This window comes from Curtobacterium sp. NPDC088465 (genome assembly GCF_044753165.1).
In the GTDB taxonomy this organism is placed as follows: Bacteria; Actinomycetota; Actinomycetes; order Actinomycetales; family Microbacteriaceae; genus Curtobacterium.
In genome coordinates this window covers 598,710-622,305 of sequence record NZ_JBIVMR010000002.1, presented here as the reverse complement: position 1 = coordinate 622,305, position 23,596 = coordinate 598,710, and the positions used below count along the sequence as shown (strand labels likewise).

At 71.7% G+C, this 23,596-nt stretch carries 17 protein-coding genes; 9 read left to right on the top strand and 8 right to left on the bottom strand.

The features are described 5' to 3' along the window. Positions 1-156 precede the first annotated feature (156 nt). On the top strand, positions 157-2,274 hold the full coding sequence (locus tag ACIP6W_RS10275) for a type IIA DNA topoisomerase subunit B (protein ID WP_066654061.1): 2,118 nt from the start codon (positions 157-159) through the stop codon (positions 2,272-2,274). A 453-nt stretch (positions 2,275-2,727) separates the two neighbouring features. Here the strand turns inward: ACIP6W_RS10275 and ACIP6W_RS10270 are convergent, their stop codons facing one another. Continuing rightward, entirely contained in the window at positions 2,728-5,214 is a 2,487-nt protein-coding gene (locus ACIP6W_RS10270; RefSeq protein ID WP_066654062.1) for a DNA topoisomerase (ATP-hydrolyzing) subunit A, read from the bottom strand. A 25-nt stretch (positions 5,215-5,239) separates the two neighbouring features. Here ACIP6W_RS10270 and ACIP6W_RS10265 point away from each other — a divergent pair, with 25 nt between their 5' ends. After that, on the top strand, positions 5,240-6,406 hold the full coding sequence (locus tag ACIP6W_RS10265) for an alkaline phosphatase family protein (protein ID WP_066654063.1): 1,167 nt from the start codon (positions 5,240-5,242) through the stop codon (positions 6,404-6,406). Between the two features lie 94 nt (positions 6,407-6,500). Here the strand turns inward: ACIP6W_RS10265 and sepH are convergent, their stop codons facing one another. Further along, entirely contained in the window at positions 6,501-7,505 is a 1,005-nt protein-coding gene (gene sepH, locus ACIP6W_RS10260; RefSeq protein ID WP_066654065.1) for a septation protein SepH, read from the bottom strand. A gap of 318 nt (positions 7,506-7,823) precedes the next feature. Between sepH and ACIP6W_RS10255 the strand changes: the two genes are divergently transcribed. Further along, on the top strand, positions 7,824-8,123 hold the full coding sequence (locus ACIP6W_RS10255) for a DUF4193 domain-containing protein (protein ID WP_066658128.1): 300 nt from the start codon (positions 7,824-7,826) through the stop codon (positions 8,121-8,123). 274 nt (positions 8,124-8,397) lie between these two features. On the opposite strand, the gene ACIP6W_RS10250 is transcribed toward ACIP6W_RS10255, so the two are convergent. After that, positions 8,398-8,829, bottom strand: a complete 432-nt coding sequence (locus ACIP6W_RS10250; RefSeq protein ID WP_066654067.1) for a DUF3093 domain-containing protein — start codon at positions 8,827-8,829, stop codon at positions 8,398-8,400. A gap of 77 nt (positions 8,830-8,906) precedes the next feature. Here ACIP6W_RS10250 and dut point away from each other — a divergent pair, with 77 nt between their 5' ends. From dut to dxs, 5 genes are all read left to right on the top strand, one after another. Beyond that, entirely contained in the window at positions 8,907-9,401 is a 495-nt protein-coding gene (gene dut / locus ACIP6W_RS10245; RefSeq protein WP_400429303.1) for a dUTP diphosphatase, read from the top strand. Continuing rightward, a complete protein-coding gene (locus ACIP6W_RS10240; protein WP_235426579.1) occupies positions 9,398-10,120 on the top strand; it encodes a DUF3710 domain-containing protein in 723 nt (240 codons plus the stop codon). Before dut ends, ACIP6W_RS10240 begins: the two co-directional genes overlap by 4 nt. A gap of 182 nt (positions 10,121-10,302) precedes the next feature. Further along, entirely contained in the window at positions 10,303-11,019 is a 717-nt protein-coding gene (locus ACIP6W_RS10235) for a DUF3159 domain-containing protein (RefSeq protein WP_066658133.1), read from the top strand. A 128-nt stretch (positions 11,020-11,147) separates the two neighbouring features. Continuing rightward, positions 11,148-13,985 (top strand): aconitate hydratase, encoded by a 2,838-nt coding sequence (locus tag ACIP6W_RS10230; protein WP_066654071.1) that lies wholly within the window; start codon positions 11,148-11,150, stop codon positions 13,983-13,985. Positions 13,986-14,172: 187 nt separating this feature from the next. Continuing rightward, the gene (gene dxs, locus ACIP6W_RS10225; RefSeq protein WP_400429301.1) at positions 14,173-16,107 is read left to right on the top strand and encodes a 1-deoxy-D-xylulose-5-phosphate synthase; all 1,935 of its coding nucleotides are present in this window, start codon (positions 14,173-14,175) and stop codon (positions 16,105-16,107) included. A gap of 162 nt (positions 16,108-16,269) precedes the next feature. Here dxs and ACIP6W_RS10220 read toward each other — a convergent pair whose 3' ends face one another. The 4 genes from ACIP6W_RS10220 to ACIP6W_RS10205 form a co-directional block, all read right to left on the bottom strand. After that, positions 16,270-18,408: a 3-hydroxyacyl-CoA dehydrogenase NAD-binding domain-containing protein gene (locus ACIP6W_RS10220; protein ID WP_400429299.1), complete on the bottom strand. Its 2,139-nt coding sequence runs from the start codon at positions 18,406-18,408 to the stop codon at positions 16,270-16,272. 2 nt (positions 18,409-18,410) lie between these two features. After that, positions 18,411-19,622, bottom strand: a complete 1,212-nt coding sequence (locus ACIP6W_RS10215; protein WP_081984825.1) for a thiolase family protein — start codon at positions 19,620-19,622, stop codon at positions 18,411-18,413. 126 nt (positions 19,623-19,748) lie between these two features. Further along, positions 19,749-20,987 (bottom strand): HRDC domain-containing protein, encoded by a 1,239-nt coding sequence (locus tag ACIP6W_RS10210; protein ID WP_400429687.1) that lies wholly within the window; start codon positions 20,985-20,987, stop codon positions 19,749-19,751. A gap of 29 nt (positions 20,988-21,016) precedes the next feature. Then, a complete protein-coding gene (locus ACIP6W_RS10205; RefSeq protein WP_066654075.1) occupies positions 21,017-21,598 on the bottom strand; it encodes a DUF3000 domain-containing protein in 582 nt (193 codons plus the stop codon). Between the two features lie 23 nt (positions 21,599-21,621). Here ACIP6W_RS10205 and ACIP6W_RS10200 point away from each other — a divergent pair, with 23 nt between their 5' ends. Next, positions 21,622-22,845: a S9 family peptidase gene (locus tag ACIP6W_RS10200; RefSeq protein ID WP_209682824.1), complete on the top strand. Its 1,224-nt coding sequence runs from the start codon at positions 21,622-21,624 to the stop codon at positions 22,843-22,845. Positions 22,846-23,375: 530 nt separating this feature from the next. Here ACIP6W_RS10200 and ACIP6W_RS10195 read toward each other — a convergent pair. Next, complete coding sequence (locus ACIP6W_RS10195; protein ID WP_158407750.1) at positions 23,376-23,528, bottom strand: hypothetical protein; 153 nt, start codon at positions 23,526-23,528, stop codon at positions 23,376-23,378. Positions 23,529-23,596 lie beyond the last annotated feature (68 nt).

Here is a 23,596-nt window from a genome sequence, read left to right as displayed (position 1 = left end):
CAGGTGGTGCGGGTGGACCACCATTTGAACACGTGGTGGCTGGGAGCCGTGCATCCCGGACCGCCTGTTTCGCTGAGCGCGGAGCGGTTGTCCCCAGTCCGAGCCGCGCCGCTGTCCGGCGGTCTGGCTGTCGGTGCCCCTCGGTACCATCGGGATGTGAGCTCCGACTACTCTGCACGACACCTCTCCGTCCTCGAAGGGCTCGAGGCGGTTCGGAAGCGTCCGGGCATGTACATCGGCTCGACGGACTCGCGCGGGCTCATGCACTGCCTGTGGGAGATCATCGACAACTCCGTCGACGAAGCGCTCGCGGGTCACGGCGACGAGATCGGGGTCGTGCTGCACGCCGACGGCTCCGTCGAGGTCCGCGACACCGCCCGCGGCATCCCCGTCGACGTGGAACCGAAGACCGGCCTGACCGGGGTCGAGGTCGTGTTCACGAAGCTGCACGCCGGCGGCAAGTTCGGGTCCGGGTCGTACGCGGCCTCCGGTGGCCTGCACGGCGTGGGTGCCTCGGTCGTGAACGCGCTGTCGGAGCGCCTCGACGTCGAGGTCGACCGCGGTGGCAAGACCTACGCGATGTCCTTCCACCGGGGCGAGCCCGGCACCTTCGCCGGTGACGGGCCGGATGCGCCCTTCACCCCGTTCACCTCGGGCAGTGAGCTCCGTGTCGTCGGCAAGGTGAAGAAGGGGGTCACCGGGTCCCGTATCCGGTACTGGGCGGACCGACAGATCTTCACCACGGACGCCCGTTTCAGCACGGGCGACCTGGTCAACCGCGCCCGCCAGACCGCCTTCCTGGTGCCCGGGCTCGGCATCACGATCACCGACGAACGGGCCGCGTCCATCGAGGCTGCCGCCCAGCGTGCCGAGGCGACCGGGACGACGGTCGCGCCCGGTCCGGTCATCGAGCGCTTCCGGTACGAGGGCGGCATCAGCGAGTTCGTCGAGCACCTGGCGGTCGACTCCGCGGTCACCGACGTCTGGCGCATCCAGGGCACCGGGACCTTCACGGAGACCGTTCCGATGCTCGACGACAAGGGGCACATGGTGTCCACCTCGGTCGAGCGGACCTGCGAGGTCGACATCGCGATGCGGTGGGGCAGCGGGTACGAGACCGTCGAGCGGAGCTTCGTCAACATCATCGCGACGCCGAAGGGCGGCACGCACCTGACCGGCTTCGAGTCGGGCGTCGTCAAGGCCGTGCGCACGCAGGTCGAGGCGAACGCCCGCAAGCTCAAGGTCGGGCAGGACAAGCTCGAGAAGGACGACGTGCTCGCAGGCCTCACCGCCGTGCTGACCGTCCGCCTGCCCGAGCCGCAGTTCGAGGGGCAGACGAAGGAGGTCCTCGGCACCCCCGCGGTCCGGAAGATCGTCGACCAGGTCGTGGCGAAGCAGCTCACCGACGTCCTCACCTCGACACAGCGCACCGAGAAGGCGCAGGCCGCGACCCTGCTCGAGAAGGTCGTCGCCGAGATGAAGACCCGCATCTCGGCGCGGGCGCACAAGGAGACGCAGCGGCGCAAGAACGCGCTGGAGAACTCCTCGTTGCCGACCAAGCTCGCCGACTGCCGCAAGCAGGACGCCGAGGGTACGGAGCTCTTCATCGTCGAGGGCGACTCCGCGCTCGGCACCGCCAAGCTCGCCCGCAACAGCGAGTACCAGGCGCTGCTGCCCATCCGCGGCAAGATCCTCAACGTGCAGAAGGCCTCGGTGTCGGACATGCTGTCCAACACCGAGTGCGCCTCGATCATCCAGGTCATCGGCGCCGGCTCCGGCCGCTCGTTCGAGATCGACCAGGCCCGCTACGGCAAGATCATCATCATGTCGGACGCCGACGTCGACGGTGCCCACATCCGCACGCTCCTGCTGACGCTGTTCTTCCGGTACATGCGGCCGATGATCGAGCAGGGCCGGGTGTTCGCCGCCGTGCCGCCGCTGCACCGGGTCGTCGTGGTGAACCGCGGCAAGCCGAACGACACGCTCTACACCTACTCCGAGGCCGAGCTGCAGGCGGTGCTGAAGAAGCTCGCGAAGCAGGGCAAGAAGTACCAGGAGCCGATCCAGCGGTACAAGGGCCTGGGGGAGATGGACGCCGACCAGCTCGCCGAGACCACGATGGACCGGGCGCACCGCACGCTCCGTCGGGTGAACGTGACCGATGCCGAGAGCGCCGCGAAGGTGTTCGAGCTGCTGATGGGCAACGACGTCGCGCCGCGCAAGGAGTTCATCCTGGCCGGCGAGGGCCTCGACCGCGACCGCATCGACGCGTAGGGGCGGCGGCCCGGCGGCGACGCGGAGCGGCGCACGGACAGCGACGCGGAGCGGCGCCTGGCGGCGGCGCACGGCCCGAGACTCGCGCTGGCCGACGGTTCTCGCCCTCTGCTGTCTGGCCGAGACACCGCCGGCCGGACGAGACGCCGTCGTCGTGCCGAGACGCTGCCGGATCCGGCGGCGTCTCGCGAACTCGGCCCCGTCTCGTGGATCCCACGGCGTCTCGCGGCGTCCCGGGCGTCTCGAGGGACCAGCTGGCGGACGGGAGGCGAGGCGATGACGGCCACCGCGCCTCCCGGCCGACGGGTCGACCCTGCGGGCGCGTGACACGCCGCGTGCTGACGTTCCGGTCGCACGACACGCCGTCACCAGCGGCACGGGACGGCAAGTCGTGCGACCAGGGCGGGAACACGGCGGCCGCACACTCGCGCGCAGCGGCGGGCGGGACCCCGCCTACGCCTCGCCCGCGGTACCGTCCAGGGCTGCTGCGCTGCCGCCGATCGAGCCGATCACGGCCTCGAGCGGCGCTCCCGACCCGTCGCGCTTCGACAGCCAGTCGGGCAGGGTCCGCGCGGCTCCGTCCGACCCCACGGCGTGCGGCGGCGCGATGCCGGCCCACGCCACGGTCAGACCGTCCTCGCCCTTGAGGAACGCGTGCGCCCGCACACCCTGCGTCGCACGGCCCTTCGCGGGGAACTCCGAGAACGCCGAGACCTTCGCCCGTCCGGGGTCCGTGCCGGGCAGCGCCCCCGACGCCGTCGACACGGTGGCGACCACTGCGTCCTCGGACAGCGCGACGGACCCGAACCAGATCACCGACGCACCGGAAGCCAGGGAGACCCCGGCGACGCCGCCCGCGGGCAGCCCCTGTGGTCGGACGCCCGAGGCCGGGAACCGCAGCAGCTGCGCGTTCGACGTGATGAACACGAGGTCGTCCGACTCCGGCGCCTGCGCGGCCCCGACGACGGTGTCCTTCGGCTTCAGCCCGATGGCGACGAACTCGTCCTTGTCCGGCCAGGCGCCGGTCGCGACGCGTTTCACGACGCCCTGCGCGGTGCCGATGGCGAGCGAGTCGCCCGCCTCTGCGGACAGGTCGACGAGTGCGACGACGGACTCGGTGCGAGCGATCCCGAGGTAGTCGGACACCCGCACGCCGGCGTCGAGCCGGACGGACGCCGGCGGCACCGCGGGGACGTCGACGGGGGAGAACCGCAGCACGCGGCCGGTCGAGGTCAGCGCACCGACCTGCCCACGGACGGTGGAGACGACGGTCGAGCGGACCGCGTCGTGCTTCGACCGCTTCGGCACCCGCACGATCCCGAGGTCCGAGGAGGGGATGTCCACCCGCACGAGTCGACCGGTGGTCGAGAGCAGCACACGGCACGGAGCGTCGGCGATCTGCAGCGACTCGGGGTCGACCGCGGCCTTGCGGCCACCGCGCACCGGGGCATCGGCCTCGGTGAGCAGGGTGCGGCGCGGCGTGGCGAACCGGTCGGAGACCTCGGTCAGCTCGACCGCCACCTGGGCACGGAGCCGGGCGTCGGACGCCAGCAGTTCCTCGAGCGCGGCGATGTCGGCGAGGAGCTGGTCGCGCTCGCCCTCGAGCTCGAGGCGCGAGAACTTCGTCAGGCGCCGCAGACGCAGCTCGAGGATGTACTCGGCCTGCACCTCGGACAGGTCGAAGACGTCCTGCAGCTTCGTCCGTGCGGCCTCGGAGTCGTCGGACGAGCGGATGACCTCGATGACCTCGTCGATGTCGAGGATCGCGATGAGCAGACCCTCGACGAGGTGCAGCCGTTCCTTCCGACGGGCGAGCCGGTACCGGGAGCGCCGGGTGACCACGTCGAGCCGGTGCTGCACGTAGACGTCGAGCAGTTCGCGCAGGCCGAGCGTGCGCGGTGACCCCTGCACGAGCGCGACGTTGTTGATGCCGAAGCCGTCCTCGAGCGGGGTGTGCTTGTAGAGCTGCTCGAGCACGGCCGTCGGGTTGAAGCCGGACTTGATGCCGATGACCAGCCGCAGCCCGTGGTTCCGGTCCGTCAGGTCGTTGACGTCGGAGATGCCGACGAGCTTCTTCGCCTGGACGCCGTCCTTGATCTTCTCGATCACGCGTTCGGGGCCGACCAGGTACGGCAGCTCCGTGACGACGAGGCCGACCTTGCGCGGCGTGAGGTTCTCGACGGACACCTTCGCCCGGGTGCGGAACGAGCCGCGGCCCGTCGCGTAGGCGTCGCGCACCCCGGAGAGCCCGACGATCGTGCCACCGGACGGCAGGTCCGGGCCCGGCACGAACTCCATCAGTTCCTCGAGGGTCGCCGTCGGGTTCAGGAGCAGGTGCTTCGCGGCCTCGACCACCTCGCCCAGGTTGTGCGGCGCCATGTTCGTCGCCATGCCGACCGCGATGCCCGAGGCGCCGTTGACGAGCAGGTTCGGGAACGCCGCCGGCAGCACGCCCGGCTGCATGATCTGGTTGTCGTAGTTCGGGACGAAGTCGACGACGTCCTCGCCCAGGCCCTCGGTCATCGCCATCGACGGCTCGGCCAGACGGGCTTCGGTGTACCGGGCGGCCGCGGGGCCGTCGTCGAGCGACCCGAAGTTGCCGTGCCCGTCGACCAGCGGCACACGCATCGTGAACGGCTGCGCCAGGCGCACGAGGGCGTCGTAGATCGCGCCGTCGCCGTGCGGGTGCAGCTTGCCCATCACCTCGCCGGTGACGCGGGCGCTCTTCACGTGCCCACGGTCCGGTCGGAGCCCCATCTCCGCCATCTGGTAGAGGATGCGTCGCTGCACCGGCTTGAGGCCGTCGCGCGCGTCCGGCAGGGCTCGCGAGTAGATGACGGAGTACGCGTACTCGAGGAACGAACCCTGCATCTCCTCGGAGACGTCGACGTCCTCGATGCGCTCACCGTCGGGCAGACCGACTGCTTCCGTGCGTGCCATGGGACCTTTCTGGGAGGATCGTGGGGTGCCCCCCAGCGTACCGAGCGCCCCAGACACCACCGCGAACCTCGCCGACGTGCTGCCGAGTTGCCTCGTCGCGCTCGGCGCCGCCGACAACACGTGGTTGCGCACCACCGGCCGGGAGGCACGGATCACCCTCCGTCCTGCCCGCTCGGTCGTCGTCGTGCTGGTCGACGGCCTCGGGTCGTCCGCCCTGTCGGCCCGCGCCGGGCACGCCCGCTGGCTCACCGCCGCCACCGGCGGCGGCACCCTCAAGCGCCTGCGCAGCGGGTTCCCGACGACGACCGCCGCGGCGCTCAGCACCCTGACGACCGGCCGCTCGCCCGGCACGCACGGCGTGGTCGGCTACAGCGGGTGGGAGCCCGAGGGCGAGCGGGTGGTCAACCTGCTGTCCGGCTGGGACTCCGAGGTGCCGACGGGCTGGCTGCTCGCCGACACCGTCTTCACCGAGGCCAGCGCGCTCGGCATCGAGCCCGTGGTGGTCGGTCCGGCCCGCTACGAGTCCTCGGGGATGACCGCGAACGTGCTCGGCGGTGCCCGGTACACCGCAGCCGACAGCATCGCGCAGCGGGTCGACGCCGCACTGGCGGCGACGGCGTCCGGCCGATCGCTCGTCTACCTCTACGTGCCGGAGCTCGACTCGATCGGGCACAAGCACGGGTGGGAGTCCGACCGCTGGACCGCGGCGCTCGAGTCACTCGACGGCGAGCTCGCCCGGCTCGCGACCCGCGGCGCCGCCGACGTGGGCATCCTCGTGACGGCCGACCACGGCGTGCTCGACGTGCCGGCCGAGGCGAACATCGCGATGGACCCCGCGCTCCTCGTGGACGTCGTGGGGATCGCCGGGGACCCCCGCTGCCGACAGCTGGCCGTGCGCCCCGGTACCGACGTCCCGGCGCTGGTCGAGGCCTGGCGCACCCGCTACGGCAAGAAGGCGTACGTCGCCAGCCGCGACGAGGCCGTGGCCGCCGGGTGGTTCGGTGCCGTGGACGACCGCGTGCTCCCGCGCATCGGGGACGTCGTCGTGGTCGCGAGGGGGTCGTGGGCCTTCAACGACGACCGCGACCTCGACCCGCGCAAGGAGCCGAAGCGGATGATCGGGCAGCACGGTGCCATGACGGACGACGAGGTCTTCGTGCCCCTGCGGCTGGCGGGCGCCTTCGCGGGCTGACCCGGGCGGGAACGCGAGCAGCCCCGCGACGCGACGAGCGTGGCGGGGCTGCACCGGGCCTCCAGGCCGGACGGACCGGACCGAGGAGGCTGGATCAGGCGGGGTCCTCCGGGCGGGTGCCGAAGACGATCTCGTCCCAGCTCGGCATCGACCGGCGGTTGCGCTTCTTGCGCTCGGAGCGGCCGTCGGTCTCGGGAGCCGATGCCGGACGGTCGTCACGCTCGGGGGCGGAGGCCGGCGAGTCCCAGCCCTGGAGGGGGACGTCCACGACGCTGATGGAGGTCCCGCGGGGCTCGTCCTGCTGTTCGGTGAAGGATGCCGCCTCGCGCTCACCGCGCCGACGGCGGAGTGCCTCGAGCAGGTCGGCGGTCTCGTTGCCGGGCGAGCGTTCCTCGACGGGCGCGGCCCCGATGCGGGGGAGCGGCGCACGGAGCGGACGCTCCTGGGCCTCGGGGGCCGGCGCGTCCTCGGCCTGCTCGACGCGGAAGGCACCGGAGTCGAAGCGCGTGCCGTCGGCGTCGTGGTGGTCGTTCTCCACCGCACGCAGGCGCGGAGCGATGCCCTCGTCGTCGGTGTCGGAGAGACGGTGGGCGTCGCCGTTGTCGGGCGTGAGCGTCGACGTCTTGGGGTCGAAGGACCACTGCGCGTCGTGCTCGACCTCGGACGCGGTGTAGCGGACCCGGACCTGCCACCCCTGCTCGGCGTTCTTCCACGACGCCCACGCGACGCCGGTCGCGTCGCCGGCCTCGAGCTTGGCCTCGATGGCCTCGCCGAAGGTGTCGGGCGCCTCGGCGTCGGTCGGGGTGACCGGGACACGTCGTGCGGCGTCGAGGACGAAGGAGCGCTCGGCGAGCACCGGACCCTCGAACCGCCGGACGTACTCGACGTCGACGTCGAGCGCCGCTGCGACGTCGGCCGCGTCGGCGCCACCACGGATGCGGGCCTGCACGTCCTTCGGCGACACGCGCTTCTGGGGGCCGGCGTCGGGGTTGGCCTGGCGGACCTGGCTCGTCAGCGACGCGGTGACCGGCAACCGGTACTCGGTGCCGCCGTCGGTCGCGAGCAGGAGTGCCCCGGACTCGACTCCGATGACTCTCACGTCTTGCATGGTTGCGCCTCCCGAGCGTTGCGTACGGTCGTGCTCGTACCCCAGGAGTATGCAGCGGTGCATCCCCGTTGCCGCGGAGGCGCACGGGCGTGCCGCGGACTCCCGCACGCCCGGGGACGGTCCTCGTCCGCTGCCGGCCCCGCGCACCGTCCTCGTCCGCTCCCGGCCGCCGGGAATGTCCGACCACCACGGTGGGTTGCACGGCCTGACGATCCCGCACGGCGTTCGGTTTGCGCTCTCGCGGGTCGTGGTGCAAACTGTCGCCGCCGATCACCGGCGACGACCTCTCGACACGAGAAACGGATGGGCATGGCCACCGATTACGACGCCCCCAGGAAGACCGACGAATCCTCTGACTCGGAGTCGATCGAGGCCCTCAAGGAGCGCGTTCCCGACAAGATGTCGGGGGTCGTCGACGATGATTCGGACAACCCCGGCAGCTTCGAGCTCGCTGGACAGGACCTCAGCGACGTCGACCTCGACGTCGTCGTGCTGCCGCCGCAGGTGGACGAGTTCACCTGCGTCGAGTGCTTCCTCGTGAAGCACCGTTCGCAGCTCGACCACGAGTCGAAGCTCGGCCCCGTGTGCGCGGAGTGCGCGGCGCTCTGAGTCGCAGCTCCACCGGGACGGCCCGTCACCCTTCGTGGGTGGCGGGCCGTTCCGCGTTGCGGCGCGGGGCGGGAGCGGGCGTGCCTGGCGGGGGCGGGCGTGCCTGGCGTGGGCGGGCGTGCCTGGCGGGGGCGGGCGTACCTGGGGGGATCGGGCGTACCTGGTCTTCCGGAACGACCAGGTGTGCCCGGAACCGCTTCCTCCTGCACACATTGCGGGAAGGAACGGGCGGGGCGGGGGCGGCGCGAGCCTCCCGGCCCGCGCGCCCGGGGCGTCAGGAACGCAGGGCGTCCACCACGGCCTGCGGGTTGCGTGCGCTGACCAGCCAGTAGGGCGTCGGGTCCGCCGGGTCCGTCACCTCGACGCGCACGACCCCGCGCACGTACCCGCGGAAGAGCGTCCACGCGCGGGCGTCGAGCGCCGGACCGCGCTGGGTCGTGGCCTCGGCGCCGGTGTGCGCGGTGGCCTCGCCGACGAGCGTCCGCGGCAGGTGTGCACGGCCGGCGCGGAACTCGGTGTCGGTGACCTCGATCGTCGGGGCGAGCGCCCAGAGCAGCACGACCACGCCGAGGTACATGCCGATCGCCACGAGGACGCCGGCCAGGACGCTGATCGGCAGGAACACGAGCAGGCTCGCGGGGATGACGAGCGCCGTCGCCAGGTAGAGGGCGGGCGGGGCCCAGAGTCGTTCGCGGTACACGGTCACCCCTCCATCCCACCACGAGTCGGGGCAGGTCACGGAACGGTCACGGAACGACCACGCTCGTGCACTACCCTCGTCTCGTGACCGAACCAGTCGACGTGCTCTGGACCGGGGAGAACGCCCCCGTCCACGCCCACCCCGGTGATGCCGGAGCCGACCTCGTCTCGACCGAGGCCTTCGTGCTGCAGCCCGGGGAGCGCCGTCTCGTCGGCACCGGGCTCCGGATCGCACTGCCGGACGGCCACGTCGCCTTCGTGGTGCCCCGGAGCGGCCTCGCGGCGAAGCACGGCATCACGATCGTGAACGCCCCCGGCACCGTCGACTCCGGCTACCGGGGCGAGGTCAAGGTCGCCCTGCTCAACACCGATGCGTCCGAGCCGTACGAGGTGCACGTGGGGGACCGCATCGCGCAGGTGATCGTCATGCCGGTGCCGCGGGTCACCTACACCCGCGTCGAGGAGCTGCCGGACAGTGTCCGCGGCGAGGGCGGCTTCGGCTCCTCGGGCTACGGTGACCACCGCAGCGGCGCACTGTACGGTGCCGCCGACGACCTCCAGGAAGGAACGGGCGCATGAAGTTCGGTCGACGCAAGCGTGACGAGGTCGAGGTGGCGGACGCCGTCGCCGACGACGCCGTGATCGCGGGGACGACGCCGGAGGTCGACATCGCGACCGATGCCGACGCCGACCTCGACGAGGTGGACGCGGTCGCACCGACCGACAAGTCGGCTCCGGCCGACCGTGCCGACAACGGCCCGCACGACGAGACCGAGGCGAACCTGGTCCGCCCGTACGTCGACCTGGGCGGCGTGAAGGTCCTCCCGCGTGAGGGCCTGCACCTGCGCCTCGAGGTCGAGGAGGGTTCGCAGCGCGTCGTCGCGGTCGGGCTCGACTACGACGAGTCCACGCTCCAGGTCCAGCCCTTCGCCGCGCCCCGGTCCACCGGGCTGTGGCACGAGATCCGCGCGCAGATCGCCGACCAGATCGAGCGGCAGGGCGGCCGCGTGGACGAGGTCGACGGCCCCTTCGGTCCCGAGCTCCGCGCTCTCGTGCCGGTCGTCGTCGACGGCTCCGGCGCGACCGACGGTGCACGCGCCGCACGCTTCGTCGGTGTCGACGGCCCCCGCTGGTTCCTGCGCGGCGTGATCGCCGGCAAGGCCGCGGAACAGCCGGACGACGCCGCAGAGATCGAGGAGCTCTTCCGCAGCGTGGTCGTCGTGCGTGGCACGACGCCGATGCCGCCGCGCGACCTCATCCCGCTGCACATGCCCAAGTCGACGCAGACCGCCGTCTGACGACCGTCCGCGACGAACGACCCACGACACGGCCTGGAGGCACGGTGCCGGACCACGACGAGACCCCCCGTCCCGCGGACGCGAGCGACCAGGGCGCGGCTCCGGTCGACGGTCCGACCGGGCCGGGGCCGGCCGTCCCGGCTGGACGGACGGCCCCGGCCCGGACGGCTGGTGACGACTCCGTGGACGAGGACGCCGTGCCGTCGTTCTCGGCGCAGTTCCGCGCGGCGGTGCAGAACGCCGGCATCGCCCGGGTCGCGCCGGGCGAGGCGCCCTCCGGCCGTGCGCTGCTCGGTGCGGTCGGCGGCGTGCGCGGGCTCGCCGAGTCGGTGCTGCCCGGTTTCGCGTTCCTCGTCGTCTACGCGATCACGAAGGAGCTCGTGCCGAGCGTCGTCATCCCGGTGCTCGTCGGGCTCGTGTTCGTGGTGGTCCGTCTGGCGCAGCGGCAGTCGCTCGTGATGTCCTTCGCGGGCATCGCCGGCGTGGTCGTCTCGGCGGTCCTGGCGCTGGTCACCGGCCGGGCCGAGACGAACTTCATCCCCGGCATCGTCATCAACTCGGTGTGGCTCGTCGGGCTGCTCGTCACCCTGGCGATCCGGTGGCCGCTGATCGGCGTCGTGGTCGGCTTCCTGCTCCCGCCGGACGAGGACGGCTCCCACGTCGACTGGCGTGCCGACCCCACCAAGCGCCGGGTGCTCACGGTGGCGACGTGGATCTGGGTCGGGCTCTTCGCGCTCCGGCTGGCCGTCGAGGTACCGCTGTACCTGACCGCGCAGGTCGAGCTCCTCGCCGCGGTGAAGCTCGTGCTCGGCGTCCCGCTCTACGCGGCCGTGCTGTGGGTCACGTGGTTGCTCGTCCGCACGGTGTTCGTGCGTCGGGAGGACACGGCCGCGGTGTAGAGTTGTCTCGACATCGAGACAGTTTCCCGGGGGCGCGCCAGCACCGTCGGGATTAGGTTTGCCTTGCTGGTGGGACGTTCCGACGCCCGCGATGATGAGGGCACACCGATCAGTAGGGAGGCGGCACAGTGGCTGCAGTCAACAGCTTCGGCTCGAAGGACACGCTCTCGGTTGGGGGTGTCGACTACGCGTTCCACCGGATCGACACGGTGCCGGGGCACGAGAAGCTCCCGTACAGCCTGAAGGTGCTGCTCGAGAACCTGCTCCGCACCGAGGACGGCGCGAACGTCACCGAGGAGCAGATCCGCGCGCTCGGCTCCTGGAAGCCCGAGGCCGAGCCGGACACCGAGATCCAGTTCTCGCCGGCCCGCGTGGTCATGCAGGACTTCACGGGCGTCCCGTGCATCGTCGACCTCGCCACCATGCGCGAGGCGATGGCGCAGATCGGCGGCGACCCGAACAAGATCAACCCGCTCTCGCCGGCCGAGATGGTCATCGACCACTCCGTCGTCGCCGACCTGTTCGGCCGCGAGGACGCCCTCCAGCGCAACACCGACCTCGAGTACGAGCGCAACGGGGAGCGCTACCAGTTCCTCCGCTGGGGCCAGACCGCGTTCGAGGACTTCAAGGTCGTCCCGCCGGGCACCGGCATCGTGCACCAGGTCAACATCGAGTACCTGGCGAAGGTCACGTACACCCGCGAGTTCGACGGCGAGCTCTACGCGTACCCGGACACCCTCGTCGGCACCGACTCGCACACCACCATGGTGAACGGCCTCGGCGTGCTCGGGTGGGGCGTCGGCGGCATCGAGGCCGAGGCCGCGATGCTCGGCCAGCCCGTGTCGATGCTCATCCCGAAGGTCGTCGGCTTCAAGCTGTCCGGTTCGATCCCCGCCGGCGTCACCGCGACGGACGTGGTGCTGACCATCACCCAGGAGCTCCGCAAGCACGGCGTCGTGGGCAAGTTCGTCGAGTTCTACGGCGAGGGCGTCTCCGAGGTCCCGCTCGCGAACCGCGCGACCATCGGCAACATGTCGCCGGAGTTCGGTTCCACCGCCGCGATCTTCCCCGTCGACTCCGTCACGCTCGACTACCTGCGCCTGACCGGCCGGTCCGAGGACCAGATCGCCCTGGTCGAGGCGTACTCCAAGGCCCAGGGCCTGTGGCACGACCCGTCGGTGGAGCCCGCGTACTCCGAGTACATGGAGCTCGACCTCTCGACGGTCGTCCCGTCGATCTCCGGCCCGAAGCGCCCGCAGGACCGCATCGAGCTGTCGAAGGCCAAGGACCAGTTCGAGGTCGACCTCGCCAACTACGCGAGCATCGACCACACGCACGAGGACAAGGCCGTGGCGGACACCTTCCCGGCGTCCGACCCGGTCGCCGCCGCGCCCGGTGACGAGCACGCCGTCGACGACCTGCAGGACGCCCCCGCGTCCGAGGTCCCCGTGCACGCCTCGAGCGCGCCCGGCACGGTGTCGAAGCCGACGTCGGTCTCCGTGGCCGACGGCGACACGTTCACGATCGACCACGGTGCCGTCGCGATCGCCGCGATCACCTCCTGCACGAACACGTCGAACCCGTCGGTGATGATGGCCGCCGGCATCCTCGCGCGGAACGCCGCGAAGAAGGGCCTCAAGGCCAAGCCGTGGGTGAAGACCACCCTCGCGCCGGGCTCGAAGGTCGTCACCGACTACTACGAGAAGGCCGGGCTCACCAGCTACCTCGAGGACCTCGGCTTCTACACGGTCGGCTACGGCTGCACCACCTGCATCGGCAACTCGGGACCGCTGCCCGAGGAGATCTCGCAGGCCGTGCAGGACAACGACCTCGCCGTCACCGCGGTGCTCTCGGGCAACCGCAACTTCGAGGGCCGGATCAACCCCGACGTGAAGATGAACTACCTGGCCTCGCCGCCGCTGGTCATCGCGTACGCCCTGGCCGGGTCGATGCACTTCGACTTCGACAAGGACGCCCTCGGCACCGACCAGGACGGCAACGACGTCTACCTGCAGGACATCTGGCCCGACGCGGCCGAGGTGCAGGACGTGATCGACACGTCGATCGACACCGAGATGTTCACCCACGAGTACGGCTCCGTGTTCGAGGGCGACGACCGCTGGAAGAACCTGCCGACCCCGACGGGCGACACGTTCGAGTGGGACACCGAGTCGACCTACGTCCGGAAGCCCCCGTACTTCGAGGGCATGACGATGCAGCCCGACGCGGTCTCCGACATCTCCGGTGCCCGCGTGCTCGCGAAGCTCGGTGACTCGGTCACGACCGACCACATCTCGCCCGCCGGTTCGATCAAGGCCGACAGCCCGGCCGGTCGGTACCTCGACGAGCACGGCGTCGACCGCAAGGACTTCAACTCCTACGGCTCGCGTCGCGGCAACCACGAGGTGATGATCCGCGGCACGTTCGCGAACATCCGCCTGCGGAACCAGCTGCTGGACGGCGTCGAGGGCGGCTACACCCGCGACTTCACGACGCCCGACGGCGAGCAGTCGTTCATCTACGACGCCTCGCAGCACTACCAGGAGCAGGGCATCCCGCTCGTCATCTTCGGTGGCAAGGAGTACGGTTCCGGTTCGTCGCGCGACTGGGCGGCGAAGGGCACGAACCTGCTCGGCGTCAAGGCGGTCATCACCGAGAGCTTCGAGCGCATCCACCGCTCGAACCTCATCGGCATGGGTGTCGTCCCGCTGCAGTTCCCGGCGGGTGAGACGGTCGAGTCGCTCGGTCTCGACGGCACCGAGGTCGTCTCGATCTCGGGGCTCACCGAGCTGAACGAGGGCCGCACGCCGAAGACCGTGCACGTCACCGCGGAGCCGAGCGAGCACTCGCCGGCCGGCAAGCAGACGGTCGAGTTCGACGCGGTCGTCCGCATCGACACCCCCGGTGAGGCGGACTACTACCGCAACGGCGGCATCCTGCAGTACGTGCTCCGTTCGCTCGTCTGATCCCTTCCACGAAACGCAACCGAGGCGGTTCCGCGCAGCGTCACAGCGCTGTGCGGCACCGCCTTCGTTGCGTTCTGCGGAGTGCGACCGGACGGACGGGAGGCGCGTGGCGGGGCCGCCACGCGCCTCCCGTCCGTGTCCCGGTCGCGCGGATAGTGTGGGGACCTGCCACACGAAAGGAGCGCCCGTGAGCCTGCTGAGCAGCATCACGTCGCCGCGCGACCTCAGGCGTCTGTCCGACGCACAGATGACGGAGCTCGCCGCCGAGATCCGACGGTTCCTCGTCGCCGAGGTCGCGAAGACCGGCGGGCACCTCGGACCGAACCTCGGGGTCGTCGAGCTGACGCTCGCGATGCACCGCGTGTTCGACTCGCCGCACGACCCGTTCGTCTTCGACACGGGGCACCAGTCCTACGTGCACAAGCTCGTCACCGGGCGGCAGGACTTCTCGAAGCTGCGCGAGCGCGGCGGGCTGGCCGGCTACCCGCAGCGGAGCGAGTCGGAGCACGACATCGTCGAGTCCTCGCACGCGTCCTCGTCGCTGTCCTGGGCCGACGGGATCTCCCGCGCCTTCCGGCAGACCGGGCAGGACGACCGCACCGTCGTGGCGGTCGTCGGCGACGGCGCCCTCACCGGCGGGATGACGTGGGAGGCGCTCAACAACATCTCGGACAGCAACGACCGCCGCCTGGTGATCGTGGTCAACGACAACGGTCGGTCCTACGCGCCGACGATCGGGGGCATGGCGCGCTTCCTCAGCTCGGTGCGCACCCGCCGTGAGTACCGGGCGCTGTTCGAGAAGTCGCAGGCCGTCGCCTCGCGGTTCGGTGCGCCGGGTCGTGCGTTCTACCGGGGGGTCCGTGGCGGACTCCACGGGTTCCTGGCGCGGTTCACCAACAACGAGGCGCTCTACTCGAACCTCGACATCAAGTACATCGGGCCGGTCAACGGTCACGACCAGCGGGGCGTCGAGGCGGCGCTCCGGCAGGCGAAGGCCTACGGCGCGCCGACCATCGTGCACGCGATCACGGAGAAGGGCCACGGCTTCGAGCCGGCGCTCCGCGACCAGGCGGACCAGTTCCACGCCGTCGGGCACATCGACCCCGAGACGGGGGAGTCGCTCGACGTGTCGTCCGGGCCCTCGTGGACGTCGGTGTTCGCCTCGGAGCTGGCGTCGGTCGGTGCGGCCGACGAGCGGATCGTCGCGATCACCGCGGCCATGCTGCGACCGACCGGGCTCCACCGCTTCCAGGAGCAACACCCCGACCGGGTGATCGACGTCGGCATCGCGGAGCAGCACGCCGTGACGACCGCGGCGGGGCTCGCCTACGGCGGGCTGCACCCCGTCGTGGCGCTCTACGCGACCTTCCTCAACCGGGCGTTCGACCAGGTGCTCATGGACGTGGCGCTCCATCGTGCCGGCGTGACGTTCGTCCTCGACCGCGCGGGCATCACCGGGCCGGACGGGCCGTCGCACCACGGGATGTGGGACCTCGCGCTGCTGCAGGTCGTCCCCGGGATCCGCATCGCCGCACCGCGCGATGCCGCGACGCTGCGCGAGGAGTTCCGCGAGGCCGTCGCCGTGGACGACGCCCCGACGGTGCTGCGCTGGTCGAAGGGATCCGTCGGACCGGACGTCCCGGCGATCCGTCGGCTGCACGACGGCGTGGACGTCCTGCGGGACCCGTCCGAGGGGCAGGAACCCGACGTCCTGTTCGTCGCCGTCGGCTCGATGGTGCCGGTCGCCCTCGAAGCCGCCGGGCTGCTCGAATCGCAGGGCATCGGCGTCACGGTCGTCGACCCCCGGTGGGTCGTGCCGATCCCGACCTCGCTCATCGACCTCTCGCGCGACCACCGGCTCGTCATCACGATCGAGGACGGCGTCCGCGTCGGTGGAGTCGGGACCCGGCTGCGGCAGGACCTGCGTGCCGCCGGGGTCGACACCGGGGTGAACGAGCTCGGGCTGCCGGACGAGTTCATCGACCACGCCTCGCGGTCGCAGATCCTGTCGGACGTGGGGCTCACGGCGCAGGCGATCGCGCGGGACGTCATCGACCAGGTGGTCGGCACGAAGCTGCCCCAGGCGAAGCCGGCGCGGACTCGGGAGTCGGCCGACCACTGAGGTTGGTGCGGCGTCGGTCGGCGCGGCACCGGCGCGAGTCGCGGCACCGTTCGTCCTGCCGGCGCGTGGTTCGGCGTGCCGCAGCACGACCGGAAGCACCTCGCGCCACGGGTTCCCGTGGCGCGAGGTGCTTCCGGTTGTGCGGAGTGGCCGAGCCGGCGGCTAGCGCGAGGCGGGGCCGACGATCGCCGGGGTGTGGAACGTGCCGCCGAAGACGCGCTCCGAGGCGCCGGAACGGTCGAGGTAGGGGCTGATGCCACCGGCCTGGAACGGGTAGCCGGCGCCGAGGATGAGACCGAGGTCGATCTCCTCGACGTGCTCGACGACGTGGTCCTCGAGCATGCGGTGCACCTCGTCGGCCAGGGCGTCCTCGAACCGCTGCTGCATCGTCGCCGCGTCGATCGGCTTCGCGTCCTTCTTCGACGGTGCGACGAGCTTCACGGCGGCGGGGTCGTACCCGGTGACGGTGCCCTTCTTGTCGCGGGTCAGGATCGTGCCGTGCTCCGCGATCCGCTTCAGGCCGTCACCGGGGTAGAAGCGCTCCGGCCATGCCGCGTGGTGCGAGTCGAGCACGTGCGCACCGACGGGCAGGCCGACGAGCTCGAGCAGCTCGAACGGCGACATCGGCAGGCCGAGGGGCGCAGCACCCTCGGCGACGGTCTCGAAGGGCGTGCCCTCCTCGACGCCGCGCATCGCCTCGCCGAGCACCCGAGCGAGCACGCGGTTGACGACGAAGCCCGGCTGGTCGGCGGTGATGATCGCGGTCTTCTTCAGGGTCTTCGCTACCGCGAGTGCGGTGACGAGCGCTTCGTCCGAGGTCTCGTCGGCCCGCACCACCTCGAGCAGCGGCATCACGGCCACCGGGTTGAAGAAGTGGAAGCCGACGAGGCGCTCCGGGTGCTCGAGCACCGACGCCATCTCGTCCACCGACAACGACGAGGTGTTCGTCGCCAGGATCGCGTCGGGCGCGATGACCTGCTCGATCTTCCGGAAGACGTCCTGCTTGACCGACATCTCCTCGAAGACGGCCTCGATCACCCAGTCGGCGTCGGCGAACGCGTCGTACGACACCGACCCGCTGACGAGCGCCGTGATTCGGTTCGCGTCGTCGGGGGAGATGCGGCCCTTCTCGCGGAGCTTCTCGACCTCACCGGCGATGCGCGCGACCCCGGCGTCCACACGGGCCTGGTCGACGTCGGTGATGACGACCGGGACGCCGAGACGGCGGGCGAACAGCAGCGCGAACTGCGACGCCATCAGCCCGGCGCCGAGGACGCCGACCTTCGTGATCTTCTTCGCCTCGACGCCCTCGGGAGCGCCGACGGGCTTCTTCGCGCGCTTCTGCACGAGGTCGAACGCGTACATCGACGCGGCGAACTGGTCACCGGCGAGCAGGTCGGCGAGGGCGTCGTCCTCATCGGCGAACCGGTCGTCGAGCGAGCCCGACTTCGCTGCAGCGACGAGGTCGAGCGCACGGAAGGGCGACTTCGGGACGGTTCCGATCTTCGAGGCCACCTGCTGTCGCGCCACCTTGACCACGGTGCCCCAGGCGGCCTTCTCGAGCATGCCGGGCTCGTTCGCGCGCTTGACCTTCGTGCGGCCGCTGACGACCCCGTCGGCCCACGCGACCGCGGACGGCAGGAAGGTCACGGAGGGGATGAGCGCGTCGCCGATGCCGAGCTCGACGGCGGCCTTGCCGTCCATGAGCCGGTTGTTCTTGAGCGGGTTCTCCACGATGACGCGGAGCGCCTTCTCGGGACCGATCAGGCGGGGGAGCAGCGTGGCGCCACCCCAGCCGGGGATGATGCCGAGGAAGACCTCGGGCAGCCCGATGCCCTGCGCCGCCGAGGAGAACACGCGGTAGGTGCAGTGCAGGGCGATCTCGAGCCCACCACCGAGCGCGATGCCGTTCACGAAGGCGAACGACGGCACACCGAGGTCGGAGAGCTTGCGGAGCGTCGCGTGTCCCAGGGCGCCGAGCTCGTGGGCGACCTCGCGCGAGGGGAGCGCTGCCGCCTGCGACAGGTCGGCGCCGGCGGCGAAGCAGTACTCCTTGCCGGTGATCGCGACGGCCTGGATGCTCCCGGCGGAGGCCGCTGCGCGCAGCGTGTCGAGCACGTCGGACAGTTCGCGCATGGTGCGCGGGCCGAGGGTCGACGGGCGCTTGTAGTCCTTGCCGTTGTCGAGCGTGACGAGGGCGAGCGTGCCGCCGGACGGCAGCGGCACGTGCTTGACGTACGAGTGGGTGACGACCTCGTCGGCGCTGAGCTCGGTCAGCTGGTCGATCGGGGTGGTGGTCATCGTCAGGCCGCCTTCCGTGCCGCGCTCTTGCTGAAGTTCGGGTTCTCCCAGATGACGGTGCCGCCCTGGCCGAGGCCGATGCACATCGTCGTGATGCCGTACCGGACGTCCGGCCGCTCGGCGAACTGGGCCGCGAGCTGGTTCATGAGCCGGACGCCGCTCGACGCGAGCGGGTGTCCGACGGCGATCGCGCCGCCCCAGGCGTTGACGTTCGCGGAGTCCTGGGCGATGCCGTAGTTGTCGAGGAAGGCGAGCACCTGGACGGCGAACGCCTCGTTGATCTCGAAGAGGCCGATGTCGTCGATCGTCAGCCCTGCCTTGCGGAGCGCCTTGTCGGTCGCGGGGACGGGCCCGACGCCCATCACCTCGGGCTCGACGCCCGCGAAGGCGAACGAGACCATGCGCATCTTCGTCGGCAGGCCGTGCTGCTTCGCGCCGTCCTCGGAGGCGAGGAGGCTCATGGTGGCGCCGTCGTTGAGACCGGCCGCGTTGCCGGCGGTGACCCGTCCGTGGGGCCGGAACGGTGTGCGCAGCGCAGCCAGGGCCTCCAGGGTGGTGCCGGGACGCGGCGGCTCGTCCGCCGTGACGATGTCCCAGCCCTCGCCGGTGTTCACCTCGACCGGGACCACGTCGGGCTGCAGCTTGCCGGCCGCCCACGCGGCGGCGTAGCGCTGCTGCGACTGGACGGCGAAGGCGTCCGTGCGGTCCTTCGTGATGGCGGGGAAGCGGTCGTGCAGCCGCTCGGCGGTGCTGCCCATGACCAGCGCGTCGGTCGCGACCATGCGCTCCGCGACGAAGCGCGGGTTCACGTCGGCGCCGAAGCCCATCGGGTGGCGGCCCATGTGCTCGACCCCGCCGGCGATGGCGACGTCGGCAGCGCCGAAGGCGATCGCGCCGGCGAGCGTGGTGACGCTCGTCATCGCACCGGCGCACATGCGGTCGATGGCGTAGCCCGGGACCGACTTCGGCAGCCCGGCGAGCATGCCGACCGTGCGGCCGAGGGTCAGGCCCTGGTCGCCCTGCTGGGTGGTGGCGGCCACGGCGACGTCGTCGACCGCCGCGCCGTCGAGCTGGCTGTTCCGGTCGAGCAGACCGCGCATCGCGTGGACCGCGAGGTCGTCGGCGCGGGTCTTCCAGAACACCCCCTTCTCACCGGCTCGTCCGAACGGTGTGCGCACACCGTCCACGAACACGACGTCTGCTGCTCTGGCCAATCCGGGCCTCCAGATCCTCTTCGATCGAGTCGGGGCACGTTCCGCCCCGACCGGCCGGGCCGAGCCCGGCGACGGTACCGACGCTATGCCCGCCGCCTGGGCGAGCGCATGCCGGTTGGGGTGTTCCTACGAGCCGGTGTTGCTCTCGGCAGCAGGCTGCTGTGCGGCGTCGACAAAGGCGTGCGCGATGATCGACGCCGTCTCCTCGACCTGCCACGGGCGGGCGTCGTGCCCGGCAAGGGCGGCTCCGACGGTCTCGGTCGCGATCGGTGTCGGCGGTTCCCAGGACACCACCCGGAGGGTCTCCGGGGTGAGCAGGTTCTCGACGGGGACGTCGAGCTCCTCGGCACGCGCGACGACGGCGGCGCGAGCGGCCTTGTAGCGGCGGTCGGCCTCCGGGTTGCGGTCCGCCCACGCGCGGGGCGGCGGGAGCGTGGCCTCGCCGGTGCCGCGGAGCTTCGGCAGGTCCTCGGTCGTGCGCCCCTCCTCGACGGCGGCCCACCAGCGGTCGAGTTCCGACCGGCTCGCTCGGCCGGTGAAGGCCTTCACGGCACTCAGCTCGGCCTTCGAGGTCGGGTTCGCCGCCGCTGCGGCGACGATCGCCGAGTCGGGCACGATGCGACCCGGGGCGGTGTCGACCTGGCGGGCGTAGGCGTCGCGTGCGGTCCAGAGCGACCGGGCGATCGCGAGGGCCCGGGCGCCGCGGAGCGCGTGCATGCCGGACAGGCGGCGCCACGGCTCGGCCTTCGGGGGCTTCGGGGCGCGGGTCAGGACGGCGGCGAACTCCTCGGCGGCGATCCGCGACTTGCCGGCGGCGTCGAGCACCGCGGCGAGGGCGTCGCGCAGGTCGGGGAGCAGCTCGACGTCGAGCGCGGCGTAGACGAGCCAGGCCTGGGGGAGCGGACGCGTCGACCAGTCGGCGGCGGAGTGGGCCTTGGCGAGCGTGATGCCGAGGAGATGCTCGACCACCGCCCCGAGACCGACGCGGGGGAACCCGGCGATGCGGGCACCGAGCTCGGTGTCGAAGATGCGGGTCGGGACGAGGCCGACCTCCTGCAGGCAGGGCAGGTCCTGCGAGGCGGCGTGGAACAGCCACTCCTCGTCGACGATCGCGGCCTGCAGTTCCGCGAAGTCACCGATCGCGATCGGGTCGAACAGGAAGGCGCCCGCACCGCGGCGGAAGACCTGGATGAGGTAGGCGCGCTGCGAGTACCGGTAGCCGCTCGCACGCTCCGCGTCGACCGCGACCGGGCCGTGTCCGGCGGCGATCGCGTCGACCGCCTGCAGGTACTCGTCGCGGTCCTCGATCACGCGCACGGTGGCGTGCGCGTCCTCGAACGCGGGGTCGGCCGAGGCGCCCGACACGGCGTCGCGGGCCTGGCTGGCGGGGTCGGTCACTTCGTGGTCCTCCTCGGGGCCAGCAGGGTCACGCCGTCGGACGCCGGAGGGAGCCCCGCGAGCATCGCGACGATCTCCTCCCAGGCCTCGACGTGCGCGGTCAGGTCCTCGTCGCGGGGCGTCCACGAGGCCCGGAGCTCGAGCTGTGCGCCGTCGCCCTGGGCCGCGAGGTCGCCGTAGCCGCGCGAGATGATCTTGGTCGCCGTGCCCGACGCCCGGTCGTACGTCGCACCGTGGGCAGCGAGCGCGTCGACGAGCCAGCTCCACGTCACGTCGGCGACGAACTCGTCGACGCCGATCTCCGGTTCGAGCGGTGCCTGGGCGAAGGTCACGACGCGGAACGCGCCGCCCCAGCCCTCCGGTTCTGCAGGGTCGTACAGGGCGATGAACCGGCCGGTCCCGAGGTCGGAGTCGATGCCGTGCACGGCGCCCGACACGTCCGCCGCGAGGGCGATCGAGTGCGGTGCGATGCGTGACGGCGAGGGGATCTCGGTGACGGTCGTCTCGGTGCGGGTCCGGCCCGGTGCGACGAACGCGCGCAGGCGTTCGAAGGCCTCGGGCTCTCGGGATTCGGACACGCTTGCAGACTAGGCTCCGGACCATGTCCCGATCAGCGCGACCCGCCGAGGACGTGGCCCAGGAGACCGCACGATCGGCCGGGGTCGTCGCGCTCGGCGCGGGCATCGCGGCCGCTGCGGTCACCACCGCGGTCATCGGCGGCTTCGTCGCCGCCGTCGCCCGGGCGGTCGTCACGCCCGACCGGAAGCGCGTCGAGCGTGTCCCGATCCACGCGGTCGACACCGGTCGGATGACCGTGACGCTCGAACGGACCGCCGACACCGAGCTGCAGGGGCGCTACAGCCTGTGGTTCGGCGGCGGTACCGGGCACATGCGCGTCGGTGAGGTGCTCGGCACGACCGACACCACGGTCACGCGTCGCATCATCGCGATCGACGCCGGCGACCCGACCGCGGCTCGGCGCGGGCGCTGGGGCGGGTGGTTCTACCTCACGCCAGGCGAGCTCGACGTGCCCGTCGAGGACGTCGACATCCCGACACCGAACGGCGCCGCACCGGCGTGGGTCGTCCGCGCCGACGACCCCGACGCGCCCTGGGCCGTGCTCGTGCACGGTCGCGGGGTCACCCGCGCCGAGACCATCCGCGCCGTCCCGGTCTTCCGCGCCGCCGGCTACTCGGTCGTCCTCGCCTCGTGGCGGAACGACGGCGTCGCCCCGCGCAGCGAGGACGGACGCTACGGCCTCGGCAGCACCGAGTGGGAGGACGTCGACGGCGTGCTCCGCTGGCTCACCGCGCAGCAGGCCCGGAGCGTCGTGCTCATGGGGTGGTCGATGGGCGGCGCGGTCGTCCTGCAGACCCTCGTGCGGTCGCGGTTCGCCGGGCTCGTCGACGGGATCGTGCTCGAGTCGCCGGTCGTCGACTGGCACGCGGTGCTCGAGTCGCAGAGCCGTGTCCTGAAGCTCCCGCGCCCGGTGCGCAAGGTCGCCCAGCGCATCCTCCGGACGCCCGTGCTGCACCACGTCGCCGGGCTGCACCACCCGGTGGACCTCCGGGAACTCGACATGGTCGCCCGAGCTGACGAGCTCGACGTGCCGATCCTCATCCTGCACAGCGACGACGACGGGTTCGTGCCGTCATCGGCGTCGCACGAACTGGCGCGGGTCCGGCCGGACATCGTCCGGCTCGAGGTGCAGACGACCGCGCGGCACACGAAGCTCTGGAACCACGACGCCGACTGGTTCGACGCACGGATCCTCGCGTGGCTCACCGAGGTGGTGCAACCGACGGACGCGACGAGCGCGCGGTAGACGCGAACGATCGTCGGACGGGAGGCACGGTGCCAGCTGGCACCGTGCCTCCCGGCCGTCCTGGGTCAGGGTCGGTCGTCGTCCTGGTCGTGCGGCAGACGTCGCGCGATCGTCGTCGCGAGGACCGCGGCGCGGTCCGGTGTGAACGCGACGGTCGCGACCACTCCGGGAGCGTCGAGAGCGCAGAAGGGGAGGTCGTCAGCGTCGAAGCGTGCCACTGCGGCGACGAAGGACTCGAGGTCGAGGACCGTGAACCCCCGCTCGGCGGGCAGACCGTACTTGGTCGCGAACGTCTCCGCGGTCGTTCGAGCGCCCTGCTCGACGAGTCTGATGCGGTCGTCGGGCGCGAGGAGTCGGACGAGTTCGAGGGCCCGGTCCGCGCCGGGTGCCGCGGTCGCGGCGAGCAGCGTCGCGAGTTCAGCGGCGCTGATGGTCTCGACCCCGGCGGTACGGTCGGTGACCGTAGCGGACAGGAACGCGCCGTCCGACGCCCGGAGCAGGACCGTGAGGACCTCGTCGCCGAGGTCGACCTACCGGACCAGCACCGGGTCGTGCCCGAGCTCGTCGAGGGGCGTCACGAGGGCATCGTCGCGGGGCGTCCCCGCTCGTCTGCTCCGGCGGAGTGCGCGGGCGATCGCGGCGGCAGGGGCGTCGTACCCGAGCACGTCCGCGTCGTCCGGCACGGCGTCCAGGATCTCGTGGGCTCGGGTGGGACGTCGAGGCGTCTGGGGAGGGTCAGGCGGAGCAGTGG